This is a genomic window from Bremerella volcania (assembly GCF_007748115.1).
Taxonomy (GTDB): Bacteria; Planctomycetota; Planctomycetia; order Pirellulales; family Pirellulaceae; genus Bremerella; species Bremerella volcania.
Window position 1 is genome coordinate 2,511,752 of sequence record NZ_CP036289.1, and the last position, 25,554, is coordinate 2,537,305.

The following is a 25,554-nucleotide window of genomic DNA, read 5'->3' on the forward strand; positions in this document are numbered from 1 at the left end:
TTGAGGGGAGAGCGACATGTCGTTTCGAAGCGTGGCAATGGGACTGTTAGTGGCAACGGCTGTCGCGATGCCGCTATGGGCACAAGACGAGAAACCGGCCGAAGAGCAATATGTTCCGATTACAACCGTCGACCCAAGAGTGCCGGTCGATCAGCTCCGCGTGATGGTCAAGCCGTTGACCAAACAAGAGCTTGAGGGAGAAGCGGCCGCCTGGTTCAAACTTCTGACAACGAAGGCCCGCCAGATCGCTGCCGTTCAATTGGGTGTGAAGAAGACCAACGAGGCGATGGCGGCAGGCGACGTCGAAGCCGCGAAAGAGAGTCTGCTGGAAGCTAAGAATGTAAAACAGATAGCCGAGGAAAAGGCCAAGGCGACAGAGAAAGAAATCATCGATGCTGCCCAAGAGGAACTTGGCATTGAGGGAAAAGAGGCTGCCCAACAAGACGAAGCGGAGGCTGAAAATAACGCCGAAGATCCGATGGACGTCAACGCCGCCGCCGACACCAAGGGAAAATTGCTCGAAGACGTAACGGTCTTGCAGGATGAGCGAACCGCACTGAGCGATCGACTGGAAATTGTTCTGCTCTCGCTCGAAAGAAAAGGGGGCGAAGTCGAGGAATATCGTAAGTACATCCTCGCCGTTTCAGGAATCGACGTCGACACGACCGACGCGACAGCTACTTGGGCCGCCATCACAGGCTGGTTGGTTTCCAAGGAAGGTGGGCAACGTTTGGCTTGGAATATCGGTAAGTTTGCCTTGATCCTGCTGATTAGTTGGATCGTTGCCAAGTTCGTTCAGGCACTGACCAATTGGCTTCTGGAAAAGAAACTAAGATTGAGCCAACTCGCCGAACATCTAATCGCGCGGATGATCAAGAATATTGTGCTGGTCATCGGTTTCGCGATTGCTTTGACTGCCTTGGAAATCGACATCACTCCGGTCATCGCAGCGATCGGGGCGACCGGTCTGGTCGTAGGGTTGGCGCTGCAAGGCACCCTCAGTAATTTCGCCAGCGGTTTGATGATTCTGGTCAATCGCCCATTCGACGTGGGAGACGTGGTCACTGCCGGCGGGGTCACAGGCGTCATCAATCAAATGAACCTGGTATCGACGCGGTTTAAAACGTTCGACAACCAGACGATTTATGTCCCCAATAACGAGATTTGGAACAACGTGATTACCAATATCACGGCCAACCACACGCGCCGCGTCGATATGGAATTCGGAATCGGATACGATGACGACTTCGAGAAGGCCGAACAGATCATCCTGGATGTCGTCGACGCCCATGAGAAGGTATTGAAGAAGCCTGAACCGCAGGTCATCACGCACGACCTGGGGGAATCCTCAGTTAATATTGTGTGTCGGCCTTGGGCCAAGACTTCTGACTGGTGGCAAGTGAAGACGGAAGTTACGCGAGAAGTGAAACGCCGCTTCGACGAAGCAGGCATCTCGATTCCGTACCCGCAACAAGACGTGCATTTCTATACCATCAACAAGGAAGGACACCCGGTCGAGCAAAGCGGTTAACTCCGTCAGCTTCGGCAGTTGGTGGCTTGAAGGGAAAAAAGCGATGCCGTGGGACTTGGCGGTCGTGCTCGGGCTGCTCTTGGTTTGCATCGTGCTGTTCATCATCGACTGGCCGCGCATGGATGTCGTGGCTTTGTCCGCCATGGTCGCGCTGCCGGTTTTGGGAATCGTCAGTGTCCAAGAGGCGTTCGCCGGCTTTTCTGATCCAAACGTCGTACTGATTGCCGCGCTGTTTGTCATTGGCGAAGGAATCACGCGAACGGGGATCGCCCTGCAGGTCGGCCAATGGCTGGCGCGAAAAGCTGGTAGCAGCGAAGCGAAGTTGGTCGTCCTGCTAATGCTGAGCGTTGGCTTGCTGGGAAGCGTGATGAGTTCTACCGGTATCGTCGCGATATTTATCCCGGTCGTTTTGAACGTGACGTCACGCCTCAACATTCATCCTGGTCGGATGATGATGCCTCTGAGCGTGGCGGGATTGATCAGCGGCATGATGACACTGGTGGCGACGCCGCCCAATATGATCGTCGACAGCGCCTTGAAGAGCGAAGGACGCGAGGGCTTTAGCTTCTTTTCCTTTACGCCGATGGGACTGTCGATTCTGGTGCTGAGTGTGGCTTACATGCTGGTGGCAAGGCATTGGTTGGCGGCGAAAAGCTCGGCGACGACAACCCATTCTCGTCGGCGAACGCTTAAGTCGTTCATCGATGAGTACCAGTTGCAAAACCGCGCCTTTCGATTGCAGGTCCCCTACTCTTCCGAACTCGTGGGGCGAACTTTGGGGGAACTCGACCTGCGACAGCGAAATGGCGTGAACCTGATTGGTATCGAACGTCAGGGACGTGGGAAGACGTATCTGCTCAATCCGATCTCGCAGACCGAGATTCGCCCTGGTGACGTTCTGCTGGCGGACTTGGTACATCCTGAAAACGACTTGGAGAAGTTCGTCGATGAACTGGGGCTCGTCGTCTTGCCGATCGAAGGATCTTACTTCAGTCAACAGTCCAGGAATGTAGGCATGGCGGAAGTCGCCGTTGTGCCTGAGTCAGGCTTGATTGGTCGAACGATCGTGGAAGAAAAGTTTCGTACCATTCATGGGCTCAGCGTGATTGGTCTGAGACGAGGAGGCGAAGCAATCAAGGGGGCTGTCGCCGAAGAAAAACTACGGCCCGGAGACATCTTGCTGGTAATTGGTCCTTGGAAACAGATCCATTTTCTGCGTACGCAGAAGCGAAACTTTTTGGTTCTCTCGTTGCCGGCCGAAAGCGACGACTTTGCCCCTGCCCATTCGCAGGCACCATGGGCGCTGGCGTCCTTGGCGATAATGATCGTGTTGATGGTCTCCGGCGTCGTGTCGAACGCAGTTGCGGCGTTAATTGCCTGCCTGCTGTTGGGGCTATTCCGCTGTCTGGATGTTGAAACGGCTTATCGGTCAATCCGCTGGCAAAGTATTATCCTGATCGTCGGCATGATGCCGTTCGCGATAGCGCTCGAGAAAACCCAGGGCATCGAAATGGCGGTCGACTTCTTGATGAACACGTTGGACGGAGCCGGTATGCACGTGTTGATCGCGGTGCTGTTTGTGCTAACCACTGGATTTAGCCTGGTGATCTCGAACACGGCTACCGCGATACTCATGGCTCCCATTGCCATGAGTATCGCCAAACAGTTGGATGTTTCTCCGTACCCGTTCGTGATGACCGTAGCGATTGCCGCTTCGGCCGCGTTCATGACTCCGGTAGCTTCGCCGGTGAACACGTTAGTGATGGGACCTGGCGAGTATAAGTTTGGCGACTATCTGAAAATAGGTACGCCGTTCACGATCCTGGTACTGATCGCTTGCGTGATTCTCATTCCATGGTGGTACGGCTAGCGATTGCGGTGTTGGCCGACATTGGGACGGAACGACCGTTTCCGTTTGATTAGCTCGGCTGTGTAGCAATCCACCAATGGATGCCACTGGGATCAGTAACCCCGCCCCGTTTGTCGTCTTCCTCGCTTCTCTGCAATGGCTCCATGATAGACGTTCCGCCTGCGGCCAGTGCTTTCTGATACGTGGCGTCGACGTCCGGCACGTAGACGTGTACATGTGAGTTGACTGCTGGCCAATGCTCAGCCGCTTCACCCATCATGATTACCGAATCGTCGATGCGTACTTCGGCGTGCATGACGCTTCCATCTTCTCGGGGAACACGTCGAAGCGGTTTCCCGTCGAAAACCTGTTTCAGGAAGTCGATGGTGGCATCGGCACTTTTGACGATCAAATAGGGAGAAGCCGAGTTATATCCGTCTGGCTTGAAGGTAGTCATGATGCGTGGTCCTTGAAGTGAGAAGAGATGATTCGCGAAAAGTTTCTTACCCAATGTCGATTATCGGATCGGATGCTCGACTATCGGGTGAGTTTAGAATTTTCCACAAAAGTTTTCATCTAAAAAGTAGAGGCAGGTTCCATGCGAGTTATGGTCATCGTGAAAGCGTCGAAGCAGTCGGAAGCTGGTGTGATGCCGAGCACCCAGCTACTGCAGGCCATGGGCAAGTTCAACGAAGAACTAGCTGCCGCTGGAGTCATGCAAGCCGGAGAAGGTCTCAAGCCCAGTTCGCAGGGGGTTCGCGTGCGTTTCTCGGGGGATCAACGTACGGTCATTGATGGTCCTTTCACGGAAACGAAAGAATTGATTGCCGGGTATTGGATCTGGAAGGTCGATTCGATGCGGGAAGCAATTGACTGGCTCAAGCGATGTCCCTGCCCGACCGAAGGGGAAGAGTCCGATGTCGAGATACGCCCAATCTTTGAAGCGGAAGACTTCGCCGAACAAGATCCGACCGGAGAGATTCGCGCAGCCGAGCAAAAGCTACGGGACGAACTGGAGCGAGGGCGATAACGCGGGCATGCCGCAAGCCTGATTATCGAACGGGAGTACCCTGTAAGCAGGCAGCTCCGGCCGCCGTGTCGTAGCAATCGTCGAGAAACACCAATTTACCTCGCCGAAACATGAGCAAATTGGAAACGCGAATGGGCTGTTGTATAGGCTTTCCGATGGGGTGAATCCAAGATTCGCCCCAGATGATCGCGTTGGGTCCTTGCCCCATGACTTGATAGCCCTGGTTGTAATCGTGGTTCGGGGGAACTTCCAAAACAGAGAAGAAGATATTGAACATATTGCGGACCGCGTCGATCCCGGCGTGTTCCCCCGCAAATGGGATTTGAGACGGATTCCCCGCAATGCGAAAGACAACATCTTCGTGCATAAAGTCAAGAAGGTGATCGACCGCATCCTGTTGATGTATGTGCAGTGCATCGAGATACCGCTGGGCAAGTTGAATTGGATCGCTCGCCAGATCCTCCCAAAAGATCGGTTCAGCTTTGGACTCGCTCAAAGCGTCCGCGAGATCAACAATCGTGTCTCTCGCGATAGGAACCCCAGCTTCAGCCTTGCTGATCAACCGTTCGCTATAGCCGGCTCGCTTGGCCAAATCAGCCTGCGTCCATCCGTTTTGTAGTCGAAGATGACGCAAAAAATCTCGATTACACGCGTAAGCTCGATTCATTGTTCCTCGTAGGCTTTCCTAAGTGAGCCATCGAGTGAGCGAAGGGGATTCATTTCGCATCTTCTCGATGTTTGTGTCACTGTATTCACGGTCACTAATGGTGACAACCTGCCAAGTGGGGGCGAGAATAGGCCAGCCGTAGGGTGGCCATTCTGCCCTTGTCATTCTTGGCGAAATTCTCAAATCAGACGGTATTAAAGTGGTTTAATCACGTTTCCCGTAACAAACTACAACGGGAATTTTTCAACCGCTGAAACTCAAATCAGCCAACATACGACGGCTTCGTTAAACGTTGGCAGTCAATTTCCTAGCCGTGCGCCGCCGAGGTGCTTCTAAGTAGATATGCGAAAAAGAGTGGAAGAATGTGACGCGAAAAAATCCGATTCGCAAAATTAGCTTGAAATTTTCTCTTGGCTGCGCAAAAAGATATGTGCCGTCGAGCGTGCCGGTTGCGTTCCTGTTGAACCACAAAAATGTAGGTAGGCTAGAAATAGGGCAAACGAGTGGGCGAGGGCAGACGTACAGCCGACGATTTTCCGGGCTGAAACGGGCCGACTCCAAGGACACCTCCGGTACACGGAAAAAACGACGCGTGCCGGAGGTGTTTTTCTTCAAGCACTGAGAGTTCTTTCTCAGAAGGCTTTTCTCATTGCGGCCGCTCTAGAGATGGCTTGCTGAAGCCAAGTAGATTCGCGACCAAGGTAAACGCATGGTCGCTTATCGATTTGTATGGCCAGACGGGCCTATAGATGACTAAGTGCCCCCGGGAGGAATCGAACCTCCGACCTGCGGTTTAGGAAACCGTCGCTCTATCCCCTGAGCTACGAGGGCCAAGCTGTAACCTGTTTCCCAGCAACCGTTTACAGCAACACACTTTGGACATCTTTTTGCCCAAAAGTGTGGACACCTTTGAGTCTAGCAGGCTGGGCATTTTGGGGCTACTGGAGGGGGCTTGGCAGGGATCGATTGGACACAAGATAGGACGCAAAAGGGAGAGCCCCCGCTGGCCCGCAGAGCGGGCCAGCGGGGGCAAGTCTCACACAGTTGAATTGAGAAACTAGAACGCCCCTTGTTCTCCTGGGAGTGCTTTGAGCAATGCCTGCTGAACTTCTTCAAAGTGGGCTTCAGTCGCTTCCATCTGTTCTTGAACCACAGCTTGGAACCGTCCTTCGAGAACTCCAGCAGCGAATTTACAGAGTTCGCTTTTCCGGTGGTCTTTGCCCTCGAATTCTTCGGCCAGTTTCAAAAATTCCTCTTTCGCTACTTCGGCTTCTCCCGAAAGGCCGTCTAGCTTGGCGGGGCTCTGAGCCATGACGATTTCAAAGGTCACAGGTTGAAGGATTTCTTTGCAGCGGGTCTTGAATTGGTTAGCCATCGGTCAGGTTCCTTGCGAGGTTGAGTTCTTCTTCCTGTCGGTTCCAATCCGAAATCAAAATGTTACAACTTGGAATGTCCATCATTCATTCATGGGATGTTTAGAAATGGGTATCCAAGATTTCGCCTGTCCAAAATGCCAAAAAACCTTTCCTGAAAACCAAGCAAACAAGCGTCAACTGACAATTGTTAGTTGCCCTTATTGCCAGGAAAAAATTGCTGAGAACGAACAGTGGCAAAGTGCAAACTTAGGAGCCATCCAACAGGAAGAATTGGCTGCGATTAAAACCTGCCTTTCTAACTATGCGGAATCGGCGGAAATGAAGGTGGTCGAACGGGAATTCAACAAAGAAAAAGATGAACATAAATGGTCGGTCGGAACTAAACATTCCCCTTGGGCTTGCGAGATTGCTTATCGCCTATCGCAATTGGGGATTGTCGAGATTCGATTGTTGACGCAAGAACTTGCGGACCAGATTTGTGATGAATATGTTACGCATCAAAAGAATTCGCATGTGCATGGTGTCGAAGCATACGGCTATCGAGTGTCCGGTTGGGATATTTCGATATCTGACTTTGGAGGAACTGTCTGGGGGTGTTCACAAAAAATAGGTATTGGCTCTTTCGATGAGGATATGCTCAATGCGGTTGTCGATAGGTTGGCAACCACGATGAAGAAGACTCTTGCCAATTTTGCTGGGTAGTCAGGGAAGGGAAGAAAAATGCAACGCTACGAAAACTACAGCGATGAATTGACGGATCACGAGCAAGAGCTTGGTTTTAAGCGGGTATTGACAGTCAATCCTCGCTTTGGGTTCGCTGGGCGTGCGAACATGGTTCCTGCTGTCGTGCTTCGCATCGGGCCAAGTCATCGAATTATCAAGCTAGTTAATCCTGACGGGAACATCGAATACAGCCACCAAGCATTTGGAAGCTATTTTCCTCCGGGTAACATCGACTACAACGACGATGAATGGAATCCAGTCTTGACGCCCATGCCATCAGCAGAGTCGGCAATAAGAATGGCACTTGCGGGGCCGATGCCAAACAATCCTTTTCGCCAGCATGTATATACCGCCACGGCCATGATGAAGCTAATGTGCCCTGGATGTTCTGAATGGTTCGACCTGGAAGCCGAGTCGTTGAGTATTGGCGAAACGCAAGTTTGCCCCAAATGTGAGTATAGCGGGGTAGCTGAGTCTTTTGTCGGTTAGTCGCCCTGTCAGTATTCCAAACTAAAAGCAATTTGTTACAAGTTCAGCCCTACATACCTCCAGATTTTTACCCTGGAGGTTTCATGGCTCTTTTGGTCCCGAACGGCGGCGAGCTTCTTCTATTGACTTGGGCGGTTACAGACGCCACGCCGCCTTCTTTGCAACTACGGCTTTACGCCAACGACTACACCCCGGTTGACGCTTCAACCGCTGGCAGCTTCACGGAAGCGAGCTTTACTGGATATGTTTCTAAGACTCTGGCTCGTGATGGCTGGGGAAGCGTCACAACTAACGGCGACGGTAAAGCAGAAGTGGAATTCGCAACGCCGCAAACCTTCAACTCTACAAGCTCGGAAACGATCTACGGCTACTACGTGACTGAGAACGATTCCAATACGGTTGTGTGGGCCGAAAGGTTTGCTTCCGCTCGTTCGTTGACAAACGGCGACAGTCTTTCGATCACGCCGAAGTTGACCCTGGCCAACGAAACGTAATGACTGATTTTCTGGAAGCGCCAACTGGCGGATTGGTCTTTGGGGGCGGCTCGCTCGTGCCGCCTTTTTTGGCGTCGTACTCGAATTCAAGCGGTACTTCGGGGTCGACCCGTAGCGTTACTGCGCCTTCTGGAATCCAAGCTGGTGATTTGCTCTTTGCGTTTTGTACGTCCGCCAACGACGAACCTTTCTTTGGGTCCGATGTTGGTTTCACTGCTGTGGCAGACGGTGGTGGCTATACACCAAGCTGGACCCAGCTTTACAAGCGAACCGTAAATAAGACCGACACGTTCGGCGATTTTCCCACGCAAGGACACGTAGAAGGTTGCTCCCAATGCTTCTGGAAAGTCGCTAACGCTAATGACGTTGCCGCATCACAATTTCGCTTCAACGATGGTGAATCAAGCAGTCTAAAAACGATCTGTATCGTTAGGGTCGTGGGTTCTGGCGGTATCGACGCCTACTATTCTGACCAAGTTGTTTGGACGCACGACGGCCCAACCGATCCCGACCACAGAGAAGTCCAAGCCCCGGATATCACGACGACCCGCCCAGCTTGTTTACTTCTCTTTCACGGCTCGTGCATCTGGCGATATCAGGACAATAACCCGTATGCCAGCGACAACTACTTTACAGCCAACTTCGACAACGCCACGGCACTTCAAGACGAAGTGGTGCAAAGGGTCGGATACGATATCGTCTACCCTACGGGCTCGATTGGAACAGACTACATTGCTTACACGTCCTACGATGAAACAATTGCTCCCGTAGGTTACTTCTGAAACTAGGGGGCTGGTCCGCCGAAGGCGGGCCTGCTTGCGAGCGAAGCGAGCATACAAGCAGTTGCTTTCTAACAATCAAAGCGGATTTTGGAAGTAACTAGCCCCAGCAATTTAGCAGCTATTTTTCGCTGCAAGGAACGCCCGTCGAACAACAGTTAAACCGATCAACCTTATTGCAATGCCGTCGCCGACTTCAATGCTTCGTATTGTTTCTAGCGGGGCCTCAAGCTCGTCGCCACCAAGGCGGTTGCGTCCGCCTTCCCAAAGTCTTGGGCTACGCCCCAGCCTACGGTTCCAACCATCTACAGCCAGGGTTTCACTGTGTTCAACAATCTAAGATGTACGGCGACCTTTGGGTGTCGCCGATGCTGTCCAGGTATGTAAGCAACAGCATCTAGTTTTTTAATCTAGTTTGGAAAAACCAGTTTTTTGGGACCGATCAGAATTGGCCCGGTCGCCAGATTGGTGAGCCTGTTTGAGAAAGTTATGGGCATTCTACAAAACTGGTGACGATCAACTCAAGACTGTTTGCGTTGGCCGATGGTATCAATCAGGTCCGAACGGTTACCGATTGTTCCGCTCGGCGTCAGCCAAGTGAAGTCGTTGCTAGAAGAATACAACTGAACTGCGTTTCGGCGGCTCGCAGCGTTGATGAAGGCAACTTTGTCCCCGCCAATTTCCATCTTTTCTTGTTCAAACTCAAATGATCCAACCAATGCGTGCCGTTTGTGGATTGGTATGGTTACTAGCGTACCTTTTGTTGCGAATCCGGTCGGATAAAGCCCAAAAGCTGGCGGGGTGATCGACACAGGCCAGTCTGAGCAAATTAAGTCTGGAGCATCATGGGCGACCGAACAAATGCACCAATGTCGATCTGCTAAAATTGCAGGAAGCAGCGTTGCGTTTGTCAGCATTGTCTTGACGTGCCACGTCTTATCAACGTCTCCGCACTGTTCCTCTCCATCGCCTTCACTCTGCCACCCGTTTTTTTTGGCGTATTCCTCGGCGAACTGATGGTTCTTCTTAACATTTGAAACAAAGGTATCAACTATGTTTCTGAGCCCAGGGACACGAACCGCCAAAAATGCGATGAATATCATTATGTCACTGAATCTGTCATTGTTGCCGAACGTGCCTTCTGCAAGTGTATCTCGAAGTGCGATGCTCCACTGGCCTTCAAGTTTTCCTAGTGCCTTTTCAACGAACATTGGGTCGCCATCAGGTCCGTTCTCTATCCGATAGAAATCTCGTTGGTGTGCAACGGCCTTCGGCTTGCAACTCCAAGTCTTCCGTTTTTCCGTGTCGAGAACATGCAACGAACCATCGGATGTACCGTTATCGGTGAAGTTGGAAAGGTAGAAACGAGGGACGTAGTGGTGATGACGTGGTTGATTGGACATGGTAGACATACCTAACTATTACGTGGAAACCCTTCAGGACGTTGACACATTGACCGTCCCAAAGGTGATCGCCTTTTTGCTAACCACAAAAGAATGATTGACTTGTTTCATGGAGAAAAGCAAGTGATTACAGCCGAAACGCCTTGGGAGGAAATCGAGTCGTTGGTTCGGGAAGCCGTCGCTGAGTTGAAGGAGAAGGATAGCCTTCTTTTTCAGGTCAAAGGGAGTGAGCGTTCAATTACACATAGACTTGCCGTGTACCTGGAAAAGCGGTTTGAAGGGTGGCAAGTAGATTGCGAATACAGTCGAATTGAGAAAAACGGGGATTACAAAGTTCTTCTTCATCCAGATGGAAAGATCAAGACGCACTGGCTTGACATCGGTGGGAGTCGCATTTTCCCCGACATCGTTGTACATAATCGGGGAAAGGTCGACCGCCAAAACAATCTTCTCGTCATCGAAGTAAAAACCACTTGGAATAGGGATGACGAATCTCAAGATTTATTCAAGCTCAAAGCACTAACTGGCGGGCTCACGTACGGGCAACTGGTGTGCTATAAGTTTGGAGCATTCCTGAAATTCGATCAAAAGGCACATTTGGTCGATTTCCAAATATTTGAAAGTGAAACACAAGAAAGCCCGCTCGAATGAGCGGGCTTTCGCTTCGTCGATGTTCAGTTTTTACCTGTCCGTCTTTTGCTCGAACTGCTCTCCCAGCCACTTAACCGCCAGATCAAAGTCGGCGTGATCGGGGATCACGTAGCGTTTATCGCTGAGCTTCGTTGGCGCATGGCCAAGGAAGTAGTCCACACAATCTTTGTGCTTCTTCGCTAGTTCGGTTGCTGCTGTCTTCCTTAGCAACATCAACGCTTTCGGCTTCTCTACCTTGGTTCGCTTGGTAAATCGTTCGTAGGCTTTCGTGACGTTGTTGGTCGTTGACACCTTGCCGTCATCGGTGACAGCCCGCCTTACAAGTTGCCTGCCTTCATCGTTGGTCAAAGCCCATTCTTTGTCACTGCTGCGATACTTCTTCAAAAGCTCGAAAGTCTTGTCCCACAACTTGAAGTCTGTTTCCGGGACTTGTTTGTGCTTTCTGGTTTTGGTCCGTTTTCGCTTGATGCGTCCTTCGTTCCAATCAACCTCATCCTGGCGAAGCTCTGAAAGGTCCGAAGCGTAATACCCACAGTTGAGCATGAGAAGAAGATAGAGCTTGGTTCGTTCGGCCCCTGGGCCTTCCAACAGGGTTTTGATTTCTTCCTTGGTGAAAATCTCGATATCGGGGTCTTCCACTTCGATTCGTAGCGTATCGATGTTTCTGGGAAGTTGGTCGATTACTTCCGTTCGGTACAGATGTTTGACGAAGCCGATAGCTTGTTTCAAAATCTGGTCAGCGAAACGGCTGCTGAATCGCCCCGATCCCATCTGAGCGTGTAGCCACGATTGGAAATTGGCTAAAGTCCTTCCGTTGATCTCGTCCACATTCAAGGAACCAAACTGGTTGGCGAAGTGGGGAAGTCGGTCATTGATCGATTTGAAACTTCCAGGCTTCAGCCCTGCCCCAACTCGATTTCGCTGCGTTTCGAGGAATTCATCTACATGATGTTGGACGGTTTCGGTCTTCATGGTCCGCTTTCCTGAATACTCTTTGTGTTTCTCCAAGACTTCGATTTTGGACTTCCAGCTTTCCCGCCTATACCTGTGCATGGTTTGGGGCTTTTCGGGCTTCGCCTTCTTCAGTTCTTTCTGAAGCTGGGCCAGTTCATCCTGAAGAAGTGGGCGTTCCCACTCTGCCTTGCTGCTGGGCTCCAGGTCGAGAATTTCCAAGGCTTGCTGCCGAAACTGGATTTCCTGGAGATATTCGGCTTGATGAGGCTTAGACGCATCTAAGCCAAGATCGATCTTGGCTCGCCAAATCTCGAAGGCTTCACAAGCCCTTAGATAGCCGTCTTTGTCGCTCTTGGAAGAAACTTCCCCAAAGTAAAAGGTCTTGCCTTTGTACTTCTTTTTCCAGCGACCCCCAGCGGCTCGTTTGGGGTCGTCGTGCCATCGCAATTTTGCATCTTTCGCCATCACTCCGAGTCTCCAGTATGTCGGTTCCATCTGGAATCCGATTTGTTACTGGTTGCTGGAGTGGACACCTTTTTTGGACACCTTTTCTTGAAAAAGGTGTCCACAGCTTGGCGAAAAAGTGCGTTTTTACCGGGGTTTTTTGGCGATCTCGGTTTTTAGGAAACCGTCGCTCTATCCCCTGAGCTACGAGGGCAAATCGTTTCACTGACCTGTTTTACGTGATTCAGCTTGCCAGCGGAAGTGCCAGCTTACGCGATATGGATGGGAGGCCATGTTTGGGCACGAGGTTCGTGGTCGTCTTACCTCGATTTGGCGGCTTGTCGTCTCGCTTCAAATAAAAAAGCAGGTCTCACGGATTCGTGAGACCTGCTGACTATGGTTCGATGCGGGACCCGTTGAAATTACTTCTGTTTCGGAATTTCAAGATCTCGCTGGGTATCTTCGTGAGGAAAATCGACCGTCATCTTATACGATTCAAAAAGCACTTTGCCGTTGGGGTCCATGCCCCCTTCGCCGCTGGCGACCGGGACACCGTCATAACCATTGATAACCAGCACGTAGGGTCCACCGCTGATGCCTTTTCCTGGCATCATTTCGTACTTGCCATCTTTTATTTCCGCCGTCGCACCAGGGCCTTGATTGTTTTTCGAGGCGTCCGGCGCGAAGGAGATATTTCCCTTGGGAATTGGCTTGCCATCATAGCTGACGTTGCCGGAAACCGAGAAGACGTTCGACGCCTTCTCGGCCCCGCATCCGGCGATCATTAGCATCGCCAGGGCAAGCATGCCTCCGGAAAAAATACGAGTTGAAGATAGAGATCGCATTGCAGCCTTTCAGTAGCGGAGCCTTGGATTCAAGATGGGACGCAGTAGAAGTTCTAGTTTTTCACCGACACTACATTGCCGTCATCGCGAATCGCCAGGTTGCGGTAGATCGTCAGGTCCATTGTCTCGCTCAGAAAATGTACCGAAGCATCTCCCAGCAGGAACAAGCATCCGCCGGGATGAAAACTGCCGAAGGTGCGTTGATGGAGGCCTTGCCCCAAACCACCGGGCACCGTGTAGTTGCCCCCAGCACTGTCGAAGGTGGTGTCGTACTTATCACCATGGCAACCGCCACCGCAACTGTTGATTTGAATCTGGGCAGCTGCCAAGTTGCCAGTCGTAGCGGAACCGCCGCCTCGATTGGTCGACGCCCAGCCCAGCCAGTGCGAATCACCACGACCACCATCTAAGAGCTGATAGCGAGTTTCACCGACGAGGAAGGTATTTGAAGAACCATCGACGATGCTCGCGAAGTTGGTCCGAGAGTTCTGGAACAGGATACCGTTAATATAAAACCGTCGTCCCACATTGCTCGATTGGCAGTTGCCAAGGCTAGAATCCCCGCCGCCCATCACTCCGTAATAATTCGTGTGATTCTTATCGACGGCTTCCGCGGGAAACGAAGGACATTGAAAAGCGGCGACGGACGTTCTCCAGACGTTTCGATTGACACCTGAGGTTGGTGACTCTGCGTTGGAGGAAACGAACTCTGCCGACATGTCGACCTGGTCGTAAAGGTTCGTCAGTTCCAAAAATGGAAGAATGGCAACGGTCCATGGGACACCACGTCCATTGGTCGTACAACTTGTGGTCTTGCCGTCACCCATTTGTGCACCGGCGGGAAACTTGAGATAGGTGTCGTGATAATTGTGCAGTGCCAATCCCAATTGCTTAAGTTTGTTGTTGCACTCGATGCGGCGAGCCGCTTCACGGGCTTGTTGAACGGCTGGCAAAAGCAAGGCGATCAAAACTCCGATGATGGCAATTACCACCAGCAGTTCGACCAGTGTAAAACCTGAGCGTTGAGATGAATTTGCAAACGAGGACATTCTTGGTCTCACAAAAAGAGAAACGTTGAAGAAGTAATAAGATGAAATGCGTGTCGACATCCGTGCAGACATTGGGAATGAGAAGCAGTAAGAGACGAGGAGACAAGGAAAAGCTGGCCGAAACATAAAGGGCAGTTGATGAGTATCCGGCCCTTCAGGTAAAAACTCTTCGGCGTTATGTGAATTATATCTGAGGCTGTAGAAAATAAAAAGATTTATTTCATCTTCTGGGTTACACACTTGAGGGTCGAGAACCGACCTTTAAGAGGGGCTTTGCGATGAAGGATATCGCGCAAAAGAAAAGCCGTGATGGTCTAACCAACACGGCTCGAAGCGGAGGGCACGAGACTCGAACTCGCAACCCCACAAGGGGGCATCACATTTCCAATGTGACCGCTAACCATTCGCTTACCCTCCAGTCAGATGCACCGTAAAGCTTCCCTAAGGGAGGCCTGACGGGGGCTCTTGGTTCACGGTGCATCTTAACTGATCGTGAGGTTCTAGAGAATAGCGGCCAACTATTTTGACCGCAATGGGGGCCGCTATCGCGTATCATGTGCGTGGGCAACCTTGCCTATGGTCACGCACCCTATGAAAGAGTCAGGCCAGGTGATGTCAGAGCCGGGAAAAGAGCCGAACCCCTATAAGTCGCCCGAGACCGAGGATGCCGGGGCGAAGATGGAATCGGGAATGCCACCGGCAGCGCTCACGGGTACCCTCGCCGCAGCCGGGGTTTCGGTGCTGATCATCATCGGCCTTTTCCTTGTTTCGCCAGGAATTGGGGTGCTCGCGGCATTGGTGCTGGTGCCTGCGAATCTTCGCGCGATTCTTGCCATGCGAAAGGAGTTTCGAGCCACCGGTCGTTGGCCTGAGGGTTGGAATCAGGCAAGCGCATTCGTAATCTCCACACTAATCATGATTCCGATCTGGATCGCGACAGGCATTGCTTTTTACGCCGTCTGTTGGGCTGGTGCGATGATCGCCGTGAGCGCTTTTCCCAAGGGGGATGAATATGGCTTTACCAACATGATCTATGGTGGCATACCGATTGGGCTGATCGCCGGCCTAGTCTCCTTCATGCTTTGCTTTCGACTAACATTACGGAGCACGTCCGGCCAGGCCGAAATGGAAGATCGCAAGTCCAAGCCAACAGCGTAATGCTCATGCCTGGTCAAGCTCGTTATATTGAGATGCGAATGTCCCGACACGAATTGGCAACCTGAAGACGCCTGGTATGAATCAAGATTCACAACATAACTCACCAGAGGCGGATCGCCATTGGTTTATTGTGCGGCGTTGGCAAACGTACGCGAGCGAGCTGCGCGTCCTTCTTTTAAGGGTGATCGCCGTCGTCGTACTTTACGGTTGTCAGGTCGCTCACTTTCTCTCGCTCAGTGAAGAAGGCCAGGCGGCGAACCTCTCTTTTCAACGTGTGGCAACGGGAACCGCAGTGTTGCTGATCGTGGTTTCGCTTCTCGTTTTACTACTCGTTTTGAAGCGAATTTTGCCGGTTTGGTTGCCATTCTTAACCACGATTGTCGACTTGCTGGCGGTTGCACTGCTAGTGGGTAATGCCGGTGGTCCGATGGCGACCTCCTTGACCGGGGCCTTTTACCTGGTGATTGCCATGACCGGGTTGCGATTTGATTTGCGTCTTGTCTGGCTGGCGACGCTGGGAGCGATGGCCGCTTATATGGGAACGGTCGGCATGGTGGATGATGCCTGGTTCGATGCCGATCACGCCGTTCCGCTCGTGCAGCAAGGGGTGTCCCTGGCTTGCTTGGGAGGAACTGGCATCGTCGTTGGTCAGATCGTTCGTCTGGCCAGACCGCTTGCCCAGCAGTATCACGATCGACTCGCGCACACCGAGGCAAAGGAGACGAAATGACGCGTTCCGATTTGCCTCACATCAACTGCCCCGAGTGCGGTGCAGAGAACAACTCATTCGCCAACGTTTGTTGGATCTGCCGTCGTCCCCTGTATGAAGGCGAAGAACTGGTAGAAGCGGAACTTGTCTCCCCAATTGATAGCCCCCGGCAAGATCGTGTGGGACGCATCTTTGGGATCTGGGCATTCATCTTTTTAGCGTTGGGGGCCATGGTGGTAGGGTTGGGCGTCTACGCCGATGAACCTGGCGTTTTACTCCCCTATTTGATGGCTGTAACACCACTCTGTATTGGTGTTGGCGTCTTGATCTTAAAGGGAAATCAAAGTGAAAACCCTTGGCTACGGGGAATCGCGATGTGTTTTTCGGCACTGATCGTTTCGGCCGGTGCCATGGTGTTGTTGGGGATTGCGTCGATTATTGCCTTGTTGGCGTTTTGCTTCATGGTGATCGCGGCCTCGGGAGGATTTTGAGCATGGAGCCGTTTGAAGGAGGCCCAGGCCAGCCAACGAGTGAGAAGCCGGAAGAGAAGCTTGCCAGTCGTCCGGCGGTTATGGAGACAGCGGCTTGGGCAACGGCATTGTTTATTCTTGCTCTTTTCGTGGTCGGTGGCGGTGGATTGCTCATGCTTGAAGTCGGATGGCAATCGCTTCTGACGTGGGCTGTGCTCGTGTTTCCACTTCTATTGGCCAGTGGTGTTTGCCTGCGAAAACTGCGAGGGAATCAGCGCGCCAAGTTAGCCCAGCGCATGTCGAAAACGAGTGCCGCGATGATTGCCACCGGAGCCATTGGTCTCAGCGTTTTGGCGGCGGTGGTGTCGTTCGTCTACTGCTCGACCGAATTTTCCAAAGCCTTAGTCCATCATTGATGCTGCCGGAAGGATATTGAATGGCCAAGTTCCGAAACTACACCGTTCTCGGCGTGACACAAAGTCTTTGCCCCGAGTGCCATGCCGTCGTTCCGGCGAAGATCATTACGCGTGGCAGTCGCGTCTACTTTCGCAAGCGGTGTGAAGTCCATGGAAGTCGCGATGACTACGTTTGCTCAGACGTGGCCTGGTACGACCAAACGCAGTTCAATGTGCCGGGCAAGATCCCGCGTGAGTTTGGCGTCGAACCGAACAAGGGTTGCCCGCTCGACTGTGGCCTGTGTACCGAGCACGAACAACACACGTGCATTGGGTTGTTGGAGATTACTTCCAACTGCAATCTTTCCTGCCCGATGTGTTACGCGTCGAGCGGCCCCGGTGGGAAACATTTGACGCTCGAGCAGTGCCGGCAAACGATTGATCGCTATGTCGAGGTCGAAGGGAATCCCGAGGTGCTACAAATCTCTGGGGGCGAGCCTACCATTCACCCCGATTTCCGCGCGATCGTAGACTACGCTCTCGCGCGGCCGATCGATTACGTGATGATCAACACCAATGGCATTCGGCTGGCGCACGATCGAGACGTACTCGAGTTCCTCGCCGAGCGGCGAGATCGGGTGGAAATCTATTTGCAGTTCGATGGTTTTCGGGACAAGACTTCTTTGGCGCTACGAGGCGAAGCACTCGTCGAGACTAAGCTTAAGGCCGTCCAGCGGTGTGGCGAGGTCGGATTGCACGTGAACCTGGTATCGACGCTGCAGCCAGGCGTGAACGATGACGAACTCGGTGACCTGGTACGGTACTGTGCGACGCGTCCCTGGATAACCGGGCTAAGCCTTCAGCCGGCGACCTATTCCGGCCGGCACGTCCTGCCGGAGGAATTAGAAAACCGAATCACGTTTCCGGACGTCATTCGGGGGATCGTCGATCAAACGTCCGGCATGTACACCGAAGCCGACTTCATGCCTCTTCCGTGTGCCCATCCCAACTGTCACCAGATGTCGTATGCGTATCGCCGCAACGGGGAGCTGATTCCGCTGATGAGGTTCATCAAAGCGGCCGAGCATTTGGATCTGCTTTCCGGGGGGATCTCTTTTCAGCGCGGAGCGGTCAAGGAACTGCTGGAACGTTACCTGGTTCGCGAAGCGTGCTGCCCCGGCGGAAGTTGTGCTCCCCCGCCCTCCTCTGGCGGTTCATCCTTGCCGGTGCTTAGCAGTAGCAGCCCAATCGATGAACTCATCGGCGCGCTGAACGCTTCTGACCCGCGTCATGCCGAGGCAGCCGTCGAGTTCTTTACCCGGGCCATGCAGGAAGAGCTTGGCGCGGAAGACGTCTTTCGCATCATGATCACCTCCTTTCTAGACGTCTACAATTTTGACGTCCGCCGTGTGATGAAATGCTGCGTGCACCATCTGCTGCCCAGCGGGCACGTCGTACCGTTTTGCGCCTACAACGTTTTGTATCGTGAAGGTCACGTGGAGCTTCCGCCGCTGAAGGCGGTCGTTGAGATTACACGATGACCCACTTGGCATACATGGCGATCATGCTGACGGCGATTGTTGTCGGCGTTATCTTGCTGCGGCTATTTCAAGAGAAGCTGGAACTCGCCTGGTGGGAAAAGGCTGGCATTGCGCTGGGTGGTTTTTGCGGGGCGATGATTGGCGCGAAACTTCCCTTCGCCATTTACGACTGGGACGGACTTCTTGATGGGACGACCTGGTTCGCCCACGGCAAGACGATCATCGCCGGTCTCTTGGGGGGCTACTTTGGCGTGGAGCTTGCCAAGTGGATACTCGATATTCGCACCAAGACAGGCGATAGCTTTGTCGTGCCGGTCGCGGTTTCGATTGGTATCGGACGATGGGCCTGCTTCGTTGCCGGATGCTGTTTCGGTCAGGTGTGTAGCATGCCATGGGGCGTGGCGTTTCCCAGTGCTCCGGATGGGGGACAGTTTCTACGGCATCCGACTCAGATCTACGAATCGATCTTTCACCTGACGTGCGCCGCGGTCTTCTTCATGTTGTGGCGAAAGAAAAGGTTTCCCGGGCAGTTGTTCAAGATCTATCTGATTACGTACATGACCTACCGCTTCTTCACGGAGTGGCTACGCCCGGAACCGACGTTCGCCCTGGGACTGACCGCCTATCAACTTGCGGCGATTCCTCTGTTCGCGTTCTTGATCTGGCGAGATCAGAAACCACTCGGCGCAACAAAAACGGAGCCGTCGATCGCGAGCGGCTCCGAATGAGTTGGCTTCGTTTCGCGGAACGTTATTGATAACGGTCGCGGCTGTTGGCAATCAGGCTGATGAACTGATCGTTGTTGTCGTATTTGCCGAGTTGCTTGGTCAGCTGTTCCATGGCATCGATGTGATGCATCGAAGTCAGCGTACGTCGCAGGGCCACGACGGCATTGAGGGCTTCTTCGGTCAGAAGCAGTTCTTCGCGACGGGTACCCGACTGCGAAATGTCGATCGCCGGCCAGACGCGTCGGTCGGCCAACTTGCGATCGAGGACCAGTTCCATGTTGCCGGTGCCTTTGAACTCTTGGAAGATCACTTCGTCCATCTTGCTGCCGGTGTCGACCAGTGCGGTACCGACGATGGTGAGCGAGCCTCCTTCTTCGAAGGAGCGAGCAGTGGCGAACAACTTCTTGGGAATGTCCATCGCCTTGACGTTGATACCGCCCGACATGATGGCGTTGTTGCCGCGATTGTCGCCAACCCATTTGTTGAACGCACGAGCCAGGCGGGTAATCGAGTCCAACAGCAGGAAGACATCCTGGCCCGACTCAGCCAGACGCTTGCAGCGTTCGATTACCAGCTGTGAAAGGCGCACATGGCTTTCGATGTCGCGGTCCAAGCTACTCGCGATCACTTCACCCTTCACGCTGCGCTGCATTTCGGTCACTTCTTCAGGACGTTCGTCAATCAGAAGGACCACCAGCTTGACGTCTGGATGATTCGCGGAAATACCACGGCTGATGTTCTGCAGCAGCATGGTCTTACCGGTACGCGGCGGAGCGACGATTAACGCACGTTGGCCTTTGCCCAGCGGCGCCAGAAGGTCGACGACGCGGTTGGTAAGTGGACCGCCATCGTATTCCAACTTGAGATGTTCCGACGGATTGACCGGAGTCAAATCGTCGAACGATTTGACGTTCAGGTAATCATCCGGCAGCATGCCGTCGACGTCGAAAACATCTCGCAGGCGAGGACCTTGCCCGCGGCGGAAGCGTTGAATCATGCCGCGAATCATGACCCCTTCGCGAAGACCGTAACGTTCGATCATCGTGCCGGGCACGAAAGGATCGGTACGTTCGCGAGCATAGTTGTTAGCCGGGCTGCGTAAGAAGCCGTAGCCGTTGGGGTGCATCTCGAGAAGGCCGTAGCCAGGTTCCAGTGGAATGGGTTCCCCTGGTTCAAATTCTTCATTTTCGAGATTGTTACGTGGCACATTAGAGCTTGGAGGAGAAGAGCGGCGTCGACCTCCACCGGAACGACCGCGCCCCTTGGGGCCGGGTCCGTTTTGAGAACCACCGCTGTTACCACGTCGTCGCCCGCCAGATTTTGAGCGGGTCTGCCGTTTGTTTGACATTGAAAAACTACCTAATCACAGAAGTCAGGTTCGAGCCGGCGTCTTCAGAAAGATCACTGGATCGGATTAACAGATTCCTGAGGTTGCTCTCCCAAAGGTGGGAGTTTCACCTGAACGGGGTTAAAAAGATTCCTAAGTACTTTGGGAGCGAATAACTCGCACAAGCGATGCCAGAAAAACTGGCAAAGTGATCGTGCCGAATCTAGCTCAACCTCACGCACGTAAGGGACGAGGCATCCCACGAGAATGCCTGATGTGTGAGAGGTTTCCGGGTTGCCATTCACCGAAAGCGAGGATGCTTTACGGATGGCAACAGTATCCGAACAGGATGCCGAGGGCGTACTGCTCGGAGTTTTTATGAAGGTCGAGAGGTAATTCCGTTACCTAGCGAGTCACAAATGAAAATCGGTGGTTACCCGAGTCCCTTGCCTCAGCCCAACAAAGTGCTCTCTAGCAAGACTAGTTACCCTAGTGAAGTCTCGTGGTAGCCGAAACAGTTCCCTGAAGAACTGAAAGCTTCCTTGGTTCTCAAACGGGTCACACTACTTACTGTGACGTCTCAAAGAGAACCATAACTGCCCGAAGAACTTGACGTTTGCTGAAGATCTCAGTCCGACGCCTTTGAGCAGAAAGGATGGCCAGTTTCGTCTGCAAAACGCAAGGTTTGCCACAGACCACTGACGATCAAACTACTGGCATCATAAGGATTTACCCGGTTGTGTCAAGCTATCATTCTCTTTCAATCGACAGAGTTTTCCATTTTCTACACGGGAAAAACGGCGATGTTAGCAAGTCGTTGGCAGTAAGCGACTTAGCGCCCGCATGATTTGCCTAATCGGAACGATTGATACGACCCTTTCGGCAGTTTAGTCCAGGAAATTCCGCAAATCCGTTACTTTTGATGCACTCCGGTGAGCCCCGGTCCCGATACGAACCAATGGAAAACCGAACCAAGCTGAATTTTGGAACTCGCTTACCGGGGCTCGTTCATTCATGTCGCCAATTATTCGTACCTCTGCTATCGCCCTGTTGCTGGCGTTCCAGACGATGATCCTCGCTGAGGACGCCGTCCGCTGGGCACCTGATCTCGATACCGCCAAGCGTGTCGCGGCCGCGAAGAATCAGTTGGTTTTGATTCACTTCTATGCCGATAATTGCCCTCCCTGCCGTCGACTGGAGGCGAATGTCTTTTCGCAAGCCAGCTTCGCCCAGGCGGTCGAGCAGAACTACATTCCGATCAAGATCAACGCCAGTGACCAGCCTGCGATCGCCAAAGAGTTCGGCGTCGATCGCTGGCCGCAAGACGTTGTCATTGCGCCCAGCGGTCAGGTTGTGTACCGCATGATTAGCCCACAGGATCAAGATCGTTATACCGGTATTCTGGCTCAGGTTTCCGCCAAGCTGAATCCCAGTGCCAGCCCAGCAGGGCCAGGTGCCGGCATGATCGCTCAAGCCGCGAACACCACCCCAGTTACACCGCAGCAGGTTGCCCCAAGTCAACCACAAGGTTCGCGTTACTCAAGCTTCACGTCGAATCCTGCTCCGCAGCAAACGGCCCCATCGCAACCGACACAGCAGGTTGCGCCACAGCAGCCGTCGACGTCGCGATTTGCTTCGATGGGACCAAGCCCCAGCGAAGTCATGCCAACCCAGGCACCCAATCAAAGCCAGTTCTCCTCGAATGCTCCACCGCAGAACGTGGCTCCTTCGCAGCCACCCATGCAGCAGTTTGCCCAGCAGCAGCCTGCCGCAGCTCCTTCCTCTCCGGCACCGCAGCCTGAACCGCAGCAGCCGAAGTTTGCCATGGATGGCTATTGCCCTGTAACGCTGGTAGAGCAAATGAAGTGGCAAAAGGGTGATCCTCGCTGGGGTGCTCAGCACCAAGGTCAGATCTACCTCTTCTCGTCGCAAAACGAACAGCAGAAGTTTTTGGCCAACCCCAATCAGTATAGCCCTGTGATGTCGGGCATCGACCCGGTCGCTTATCTGGGCAACGGAAAAGTTGTGCCCGGCGACCGTCGGTTCGGTTTGACCTACCGCGGCACGCTTTACTTGTTCAGCAGCGAAGAAAGCCTGCAAACGTTCTGGAACGATCCACAGCGTTACTCGTCGATGGTACAACAGGCCATGGCTTCGCAAAACATGCGTCGCTAGAACGCGGCCAAGCATAAACAACACACGAAGGCGATCGCTATCAACAGTGATCGCCTTTCTTGTTTACCAATCGTCTAAAGGTAAATCGACGACGCCGGCGGCTTGCGAGGTTTTTGCCTCAGTAGCGATCCTTTCATAGAGTGCCTGCTCTTTCGGTGATAGGTCACCGTATCGAATCGGCAGTAGCGTGCTGAGTGCCTGGCCAGGCAGTTGCATCGAACCGGTCAGCAGCGAAGCCAGTTTCATGCGAACCTGATTCTGCTTGAGGCGATTGGCTTTCAGGTACTCTTCCATTGCGAGTACCGCGTCGCGGTCTCGTTGCTGGTCGCAGAGTTGTTTGATGATCGTGAGAAACTCGCGTTCTGGCAGATGCCACGAGGCATACTTCTCGGCCATGCTCACGTGGGCCCGATAGGCCAGTTGCGGGTTTTCGCCCTCGTCGAGGATCTGACGTATCTGATCAAGTCCTTGCTGGACAAGTGTCTTTTCTGTCTTGGCCGCCGATTCTTGATCGAGCTGGTCCTGTGTTTTTTCGTGATCTCCGGCCCAGACCGAAAATATGTCGAAGCGTTCACAGTCGACAATTTTCCAGCGAAGCATCCACAGTCCAATGGCAGCTCCCAGCAAGGCCCCCGTTGCGTGCAGCACACAGGTATAGGGGACAAACCCATAGCGGCCTTGGACGATGAAAATGCTCGTAACGATGTCGAGAAGCAAGTAGCCTCCGGCGAGCGTTACCACCGGGACATCGACCGGCTGGACGCTGTGTGAGGCGTTGCCAAATCGTTGGAAGACGATCACGATTTCCAAGTTGTTCAAGGGAGCCCAAATCACCGCGATAGCCATCAATCCAAATATAACCCCGGATGCTCCCAGGGCCGCGACCTGGAGGCCTGGATTCAAGATTGCCACGATAACCTGAAGCATCAGCCCCCACACCAATGCGATTCCGAGATAGATCAACAGAAACTTCCACCAGCCGATCTTGCCCTCGACGATCAAGCCGAACACGAACAGGAACAGCATGTTGCCGATGAGGTGCAGCAAGTTGGCGTGCAAGAAGGCGGCGGTCACTCCTTGCCACGGTTTGATCCCTTCGCCGAATTGAAGCATGTAGGCGTTGGGATGGTGGTTGCCGGCGTCGATAATCCATTCGGCGATGGCAACTGGTTGCTGCCCTGGCTGGGGAGCGATGGCAGAAGTGATTGGCTCGGCGAAGAAGATGCCAAAGTTAATGACGATCAGTGAGATCGTCACGGCGGGTACGTGATAGAGAGGGGCGTCGGTTCCGTAGGGTATGAACATTGTGAAAGAGTGCGGGGAAAGCTGGGTTGATGCTAAGCGTTATTCGGCGGCAGTCGCGGAATATTGGAAGCATCTGCCAGGAATTCTGGCTTACCAGTCTTCCAGCGTATCGATCACGCCCTCTTCTTTCATCTTGTTCGCTTTGGCGGCCAATTGTCGATAGATCGTCTTTTCCCGTTCGTTCAGCTGGTCTTTGGCAACCTTTGAAAGAACCGAAATGCATTGGCTGGGGCGACCCATGTGTTCGAGCAAAATCGAAGCTAGTTTCAGCCGTACCTGGTCTTGCTTGCTGCGCGTGGTTTTCAGGTATTCTCCCATGGCCAGCGTCGCGTCGTCCCATAGCTTCTGGTCGCAAAGGTGCTTGATAATCATCAGAAAATCGGCATCCGGCAGCGACCAATCTTCGTACTTCTGCTTCATGCTCAAGTGAGCCCGGTAGGCCAGCTTGGGGGAATGTCCTTCACGCACGATTTGACGAATCTGTGCCAGTCCGCTGGCAACTTGCTGCTGTTGCTTTTCCTGATAGGCCGAATGGTTGACGTCCAGCTCGCGCAGTTCTTCCCGTGACATTCGGTTGCGGCCGGACCATACCGAGAAGACGTCCCAGTTCTCGCAGTCGACCATGTTCATGCGCAGCATGCCGATGCCGACCGCCAGGCCGACAATGCCACCCAGCGTATGTAGCAATTCGCTGGTTGGCGTGATGAACTCGCCGTCGTATGTAAAGAAGACCGCGATCGCGACGTTGTAGATCAAGTAAAAGCCCCCCAGGCCGGCAACCGGCAGGCTGAACTGGAACGAGCGAAAGACCATGAAGACGAAGATGACGAACGTGCAATGAACGTCGTTGGCCGGCGCCCAGATCATCGCAATCGCCATAATGCCGAAGATAATGGACGACGCCCCAACCGAGCAGTTCCACGGCAGCGGCTCCATGCCTAGCATGAGCGTCTGTTCCATGAAGCCTTCGACGACGCCTATTCCCATGTAGACGGCCAGGAACTTCCACCATCCGATCTTCCCCTCGACGATCAAGCCAAACGTCCACAGCCACAGCATGTTGCCAAGCAGGTGCATAAAGTCGGCGTGCAGGAAGTGCCCAGTGATCCATTGCCATGGCTTGAGGCCGCGTCCGTATTGCAGCGTGAACGGATCGCCGTCTTCGGGGGCCGATTCCACTTCGATTTCATCGGGTAGTTCGGCTTCGAGTTCTTCCATCGCCTCTTCATATTCTTCATCGGTGATGACCCCTTCGTCATGCATCTGTTCGATGAAGGCGACGAACTGCTCGGGATCGATGTCCGAGTATTCAAATTCCGACCGAAGAGGATACGTAAAAAAGACGAGCGTATTGATGACGATCATCGAGACCGTCACGATCGGCCAGTGATAGAGGGGGGCGTCAGTACTGAATGGAATAAACATGGATGGCCAGCAGTCGCAGCATCCCGCTGCGAAAGAA

Annotated in this window: 25 protein-coding genes and 2 tRNA genes; 15 read left to right on the plus strand and 12 right to left on the minus strand. The window is 53.2% G+C overall.

The annotated features are described in order from the left end of the window. The first annotated feature begins 16 nt into the window (after positions 1-16). Both Pan97_RS10260 and Pan97_RS10265 read left to right on the plus strand, forming a co-directional pair. Positions 17-1,531: a mechanosensitive ion channel domain-containing protein gene (locus tag Pan97_RS10260; RefSeq protein ID WP_144972219.1), complete on the plus strand. Its 1,515-nt coding sequence runs from the start codon at positions 17-19 to the stop codon at positions 1,529-1,531. Between the two features lie 43 nt (positions 1,532-1,574). Continuing rightward, a complete protein-coding gene (locus Pan97_RS10265) occupies positions 1,575-3,401 on the plus strand; it encodes an SLC13 family permease (RefSeq protein ID WP_144972221.1) in 1,827 nt (608 codons plus the stop codon). A 49-nt stretch (positions 3,402-3,450) separates the two neighbouring features. Here Pan97_RS10265 and Pan97_RS10270 read toward each other — a convergent pair whose 3' ends face one another. Beyond that, entirely contained in the window at positions 3,451-3,837 is a 387-nt protein-coding gene (locus Pan97_RS10270; protein WP_144972222.1) for a VOC family protein, read from the minus strand. A gap of 141 nt (positions 3,838-3,978) precedes the next feature. On the opposite strand from Pan97_RS10270, the gene Pan97_RS10275 reads away from it, so the two are divergent. Continuing rightward, a complete protein-coding gene (locus tag Pan97_RS10275) occupies positions 3,979-4,410 on the plus strand; it encodes a YciI family protein (RefSeq protein ID WP_144972224.1) in 432 nt (143 codons plus the stop codon). A 22-nt stretch (positions 4,411-4,432) separates the two neighbouring features. Here the strand turns inward: Pan97_RS10275 and Pan97_RS27145 are convergent, their stop codons facing one another. The 3 genes from Pan97_RS27145 to Pan97_RS10290 form a co-directional block, all read right to left on the minus strand. Further along, on the minus strand, positions 4,433-5,077 hold the full coding sequence (locus Pan97_RS27145; protein ID WP_144972226.1) for a helix-turn-helix domain-containing protein: 645 nt from the start codon (positions 5,075-5,077) through the stop codon (positions 4,433-4,435). Between the two features lie 758 nt (positions 5,078-5,835). Beyond that, positions 5,836-5,908, minus strand: a tRNA-Arg gene (locus Pan97_RS10285). Between the two features lie 226 nt (positions 5,909-6,134). Next, positions 6,135-6,452 carry a hypothetical protein gene (locus Pan97_RS10290; protein ID WP_144972229.1) on the minus strand — a complete coding sequence of 106 codons (318 nt, stop codon included), beginning with the start codon at positions 6,450-6,452 and terminating at the stop codon, positions 6,135-6,137. 106 nt (positions 6,453-6,558) lie between these two features. On the opposite strand from Pan97_RS10290, the gene Pan97_RS10295 reads away from it, so the two are divergent. The 4 genes from Pan97_RS10295 (at position 6,559) to Pan97_RS10310 (ending at position 8,941) form a co-directional block, all read left to right on the plus strand. Beyond that, a complete protein-coding gene (locus tag Pan97_RS10295; protein WP_144972230.1) occupies positions 6,559-7,155 on the plus strand; it encodes a hypothetical protein in 597 nt (198 codons plus the stop codon). Between the two features lie 18 nt (positions 7,156-7,173). After that, positions 7,174-7,665 (plus strand): hypothetical protein, encoded by a 492-nt coding sequence (locus tag Pan97_RS10300; RefSeq protein ID WP_144972233.1) that lies wholly within the window; start codon positions 7,174-7,176, stop codon positions 7,663-7,665. Between the two features lie 83 nt (positions 7,666-7,748). After that, positions 7,749-8,159 (plus strand): hypothetical protein, encoded by a 411-nt coding sequence (locus tag Pan97_RS10305; protein ID WP_144972235.1) that lies wholly within the window; start codon positions 7,749-7,751, stop codon positions 8,157-8,159. Beyond that, on the plus strand, positions 8,159-8,941 hold the full coding sequence (locus Pan97_RS10310) for a hypothetical protein (protein WP_144972237.1): 783 nt from the start codon (positions 8,159-8,161) through the stop codon (positions 8,939-8,941). The genes Pan97_RS10305 and Pan97_RS10310 overlap by 1 nt, the downstream gene beginning before the upstream one ends. A gap of 518 nt (positions 8,942-9,459) precedes the next feature. Here the strand turns inward: Pan97_RS10310 and Pan97_RS10315 are convergent. Continuing rightward, complete coding sequence (locus Pan97_RS10315; protein WP_165698691.1) at positions 9,460-10,341, minus strand: DUF4238 domain-containing protein; 882 nt, start codon at positions 10,339-10,341, stop codon at positions 9,460-9,462. 123 nt (positions 10,342-10,464) lie between these two features. Between Pan97_RS10315 and Pan97_RS10320 the strand changes: the two genes are divergently transcribed. Further along, positions 10,465-10,992: a hypothetical protein gene (locus Pan97_RS10320; protein ID WP_144972241.1), complete on the plus strand. Its 528-nt coding sequence runs from the start codon at positions 10,465-10,467 to the stop codon at positions 10,990-10,992. A 30-nt stretch (positions 10,993-11,022) separates the two neighbouring features. On the opposite strand, the gene Pan97_RS10325 is transcribed toward Pan97_RS10320, so the two are convergent. The 4 genes from Pan97_RS10325 to Pan97_RS26245 all read right to left on the minus strand — a co-directional run bounded on the left by Pan97_RS10325 (position 11,023) and on the right by Pan97_RS26245 (position 14,701). Further along, on the minus strand, positions 11,023-12,411 hold the full coding sequence (locus Pan97_RS10325; protein ID WP_165698692.1) for a tyrosine-type recombinase/integrase: 1,389 nt from the start codon (positions 12,409-12,411) through the stop codon (positions 11,023-11,025). A 401-nt stretch (positions 12,412-12,812) separates the two neighbouring features. Then, positions 12,813-13,235: a hypothetical protein gene (locus Pan97_RS10330; protein ID WP_144972243.1), complete on the minus strand. Its 423-nt coding sequence runs from the start codon at positions 13,233-13,235 to the stop codon at positions 12,813-12,815. 53 nt (positions 13,236-13,288) lie between these two features. Next, positions 13,289-14,524: a DUF1559 domain-containing protein gene (locus Pan97_RS10335; RefSeq protein ID WP_241676384.1), complete on the minus strand. Its 1,236-nt coding sequence runs from the start codon at positions 14,522-14,524 to the stop codon at positions 13,289-13,291. Positions 14,525-14,618: 94 nt separating this feature from the next. Further along, positions 14,619-14,701, minus strand: a tRNA-Ser gene (locus Pan97_RS26245). 159 nt (positions 14,702-14,860) lie between these two features. Between Pan97_RS26245 and Pan97_RS10340 the strand changes: the two genes are divergently transcribed. From Pan97_RS10340 to Pan97_RS10365, 6 genes are all read left to right on the plus strand, one after another. After that, positions 14,861-15,442, plus strand: a complete 582-nt coding sequence (locus Pan97_RS10340; RefSeq protein WP_144972244.1) for a hypothetical protein — start codon at positions 14,861-14,863, stop codon at positions 15,440-15,442. Positions 15,443-15,518: 76 nt separating this feature from the next. Next, positions 15,519-16,172 carry a hypothetical protein gene (locus tag Pan97_RS10345; RefSeq protein WP_144972245.1) on the plus strand — a complete coding sequence of 218 codons (654 nt, stop codon included), beginning with the start codon at positions 15,519-15,521 and terminating at the stop codon, positions 16,170-16,172. Then, entirely contained in the window at positions 16,169-16,642 is a 474-nt protein-coding gene (locus Pan97_RS10350; protein ID WP_144972246.1) for a hypothetical protein, read from the plus strand. Before Pan97_RS10345 ends, Pan97_RS10350 begins: the two co-directional genes overlap by 4 nt. Before the next feature lie 2 nt (positions 16,643-16,644). Further along, positions 16,645-17,037, plus strand: a complete 393-nt coding sequence (locus Pan97_RS10355) for a hypothetical protein (RefSeq protein ID WP_144972247.1) — start codon at positions 16,645-16,647, stop codon at positions 17,035-17,037. A 20-nt stretch (positions 17,038-17,057) separates the two neighbouring features. Then, positions 17,058-18,557, plus strand: a complete 1,500-nt coding sequence (locus tag Pan97_RS10360) for a radical SAM protein (RefSeq protein ID WP_144972248.1) — start codon at positions 17,058-17,060, stop codon at positions 18,555-18,557. Further along, on the plus strand, positions 18,554-19,285 hold the full coding sequence (locus Pan97_RS10365) for a prolipoprotein diacylglyceryl transferase (RefSeq protein ID WP_144972249.1): 732 nt from the start codon (positions 18,554-18,556) through the stop codon (positions 19,283-19,285). The genes Pan97_RS10360 and Pan97_RS10365 overlap by 4 nt, the downstream gene beginning before the upstream one ends. Positions 19,286-19,307: 22 nt before the next feature. Here the strand turns inward: Pan97_RS10365 and rho are convergent, their stop codons facing one another. After that, entirely contained in the window at positions 19,308-20,633 is a 1,326-nt protein-coding gene (rho, locus tag Pan97_RS10370) for a transcription termination factor Rho (protein ID WP_144972250.1), read from the minus strand. Positions 20,634-21,626: 993 nt separating this feature from the next. On the opposite strand from rho, the gene Pan97_RS10375 reads away from it, so the two are divergent. Beyond that, complete coding sequence (locus tag Pan97_RS10375) at positions 21,627-22,787, plus strand: thioredoxin family protein (protein WP_144972251.1); 1,161 nt, start codon at positions 21,627-21,629, stop codon at positions 22,785-22,787. A gap of 63 nt (positions 22,788-22,850) precedes the next feature. On the opposite strand, the gene Pan97_RS10380 is transcribed toward Pan97_RS10375, so the two are convergent. Then, a complete protein-coding gene (locus tag Pan97_RS10380) occupies positions 22,851-24,044 on the minus strand; it encodes a rhomboid family intramembrane serine protease (RefSeq protein ID WP_165698693.1) in 1,194 nt (397 codons plus the stop codon). Between the two features lie 138 nt (positions 24,045-24,182). Continuing rightward, positions 24,183-25,517: a rhomboid family intramembrane serine protease gene (locus Pan97_RS10385; protein ID WP_144972253.1), complete on the minus strand. Its 1,335-nt coding sequence runs from the start codon at positions 25,515-25,517 to the stop codon at positions 24,183-24,185. Positions 25,518-25,554: the final 37 nt, after the last annotated feature.

What these genes read in the sequence shown, in the direction of transcription:
- Pan97_RS27145 (WP_144972226.1), bottom strand. Translation starts at nt 5,077, where the DNA reads ATGAATCGAGCTTACGCGTGTAATCGAGATTTTTTGCGTCATCTTCGA.
- Pan97_RS10295 (WP_144972230.1), top strand. Translation starts at nt 6,559, where the DNA reads ATGGGTATCCAAGATTTCGCCTGTCCAAAATGCCAAAAAACCTTTCCT.
- Pan97_RS10310 (WP_144972237.1), top strand. Translation starts at nt 8,159, where the DNA reads ATGACTGATTTTCTGGAAGCGCCAACTGGCGGATTGGTCTTTGGGGGC.
- Pan97_RS10355 (WP_144972247.1), top strand. Translation starts at nt 16,645, where the DNA reads ATGGAGCCGTTTGAAGGAGGCCCAGGCCAGCCAACGAGTGAGAAGCCG.
- Pan97_RS10345 (WP_144972245.1), top strand. Translation starts at nt 15,519, where the DNA reads ATGAATCAAGATTCACAACATAACTCACCAGAGGCGGATCGCCATTGG.
- Pan97_RS10305 (WP_144972235.1), top strand. Translation starts at nt 7,749, where the DNA reads ATGGCTCTTTTGGTCCCGAACGGCGGCGAGCTTCTTCTATTGACTTGG.
- Pan97_RS10375 (WP_144972251.1), top strand. Translation starts at nt 21,627, where the DNA reads ATGTCGCCAATTATTCGTACCTCTGCTATCGCCCTGTTGCTGGCGTTC.
- Pan97_RS10360 (WP_144972248.1), top strand. Translation starts at nt 17,058, where the DNA reads ATGGCCAAGTTCCGAAACTACACCGTTCTCGGCGTGACACAAAGTCTT.
- Pan97_RS10385 (WP_144972253.1), bottom strand. Translation starts at nt 25,517, where the DNA reads ATGTTTATTCCATTCAGTACTGACGCCCCCCTCTATCACTGGCCGATC.
- Pan97_RS10325 (WP_165698692.1), bottom strand. Translation starts at nt 12,411, where the DNA reads ATGGCGAAAGATGCAAAATTGCGATGGCACGACGACCCCAAACGAGCC.
- Pan97_RS10275 (WP_144972224.1), top strand. Translation starts at nt 3,979, where the DNA reads ATGCGAGTTATGGTCATCGTGAAAGCGTCGAAGCAGTCGGAAGCTGGT.
- Pan97_RS10330 (WP_144972243.1), bottom strand. Translation starts at nt 13,235, where the DNA reads ATGCGATCTCTATCTTCAACTCGTATTTTTTCCGGAGGCATGCTTGCC.
- Pan97_RS10290 (WP_144972229.1), bottom strand. Translation starts at nt 6,452, where the DNA reads ATGGCTAACCAATTCAAGACCCGCTGCAAAGAAATCCTTCAACCTGTG.
- Pan97_RS10260 (WP_144972219.1), top strand. Translation starts at nt 17, where the DNA reads ATGTCGTTTCGAAGCGTGGCAATGGGACTGTTAGTGGCAACGGCTGTC.
- Pan97_RS10340 (WP_144972244.1), top strand. Translation starts at nt 14,861, where the DNA reads ATGGTCACGCACCCTATGAAAGAGTCAGGCCAGGTGATGTCAGAGCCG.
- Pan97_RS10300 (WP_144972233.1), top strand. Translation starts at nt 7,174, where the DNA reads ATGCAACGCTACGAAAACTACAGCGATGAATTGACGGATCACGAGCAA.
- Pan97_RS10270 (WP_144972222.1), bottom strand. Translation starts at nt 3,837, where the DNA reads ATGACTACCTTCAAGCCAGACGGATATAACTCGGCTTCTCCCTATTTG.
- Pan97_RS10315 (WP_165698691.1), bottom strand. Translation starts at nt 10,341, where the DNA reads ATGTCCAATCAACCACGTCATCACCACTACGTCCCTCGTTTCTACCTT.
- Pan97_RS10265 (WP_144972221.1), top strand. Translation starts at nt 1,575, where the DNA reads ATGCCGTGGGACTTGGCGGTCGTGCTCGGGCTGCTCTTGGTTTGCATC.
- Pan97_RS10350 (WP_144972246.1), top strand. Translation starts at nt 16,169, where the DNA reads ATGACGCGTTCCGATTTGCCTCACATCAACTGCCCCGAGTGCGGTGCA.
- Pan97_RS10365 (WP_144972249.1), top strand. Translation starts at nt 18,554, where the DNA reads ATGACCCACTTGGCATACATGGCGATCATGCTGACGGCGATTGTTGTC.
- rho (WP_144972250.1), bottom strand. Translation starts at nt 20,633, where the DNA reads ATGTCAAACAAACGGCAGACCCGCTCAAAATCTGGCGGGCGACGACGT.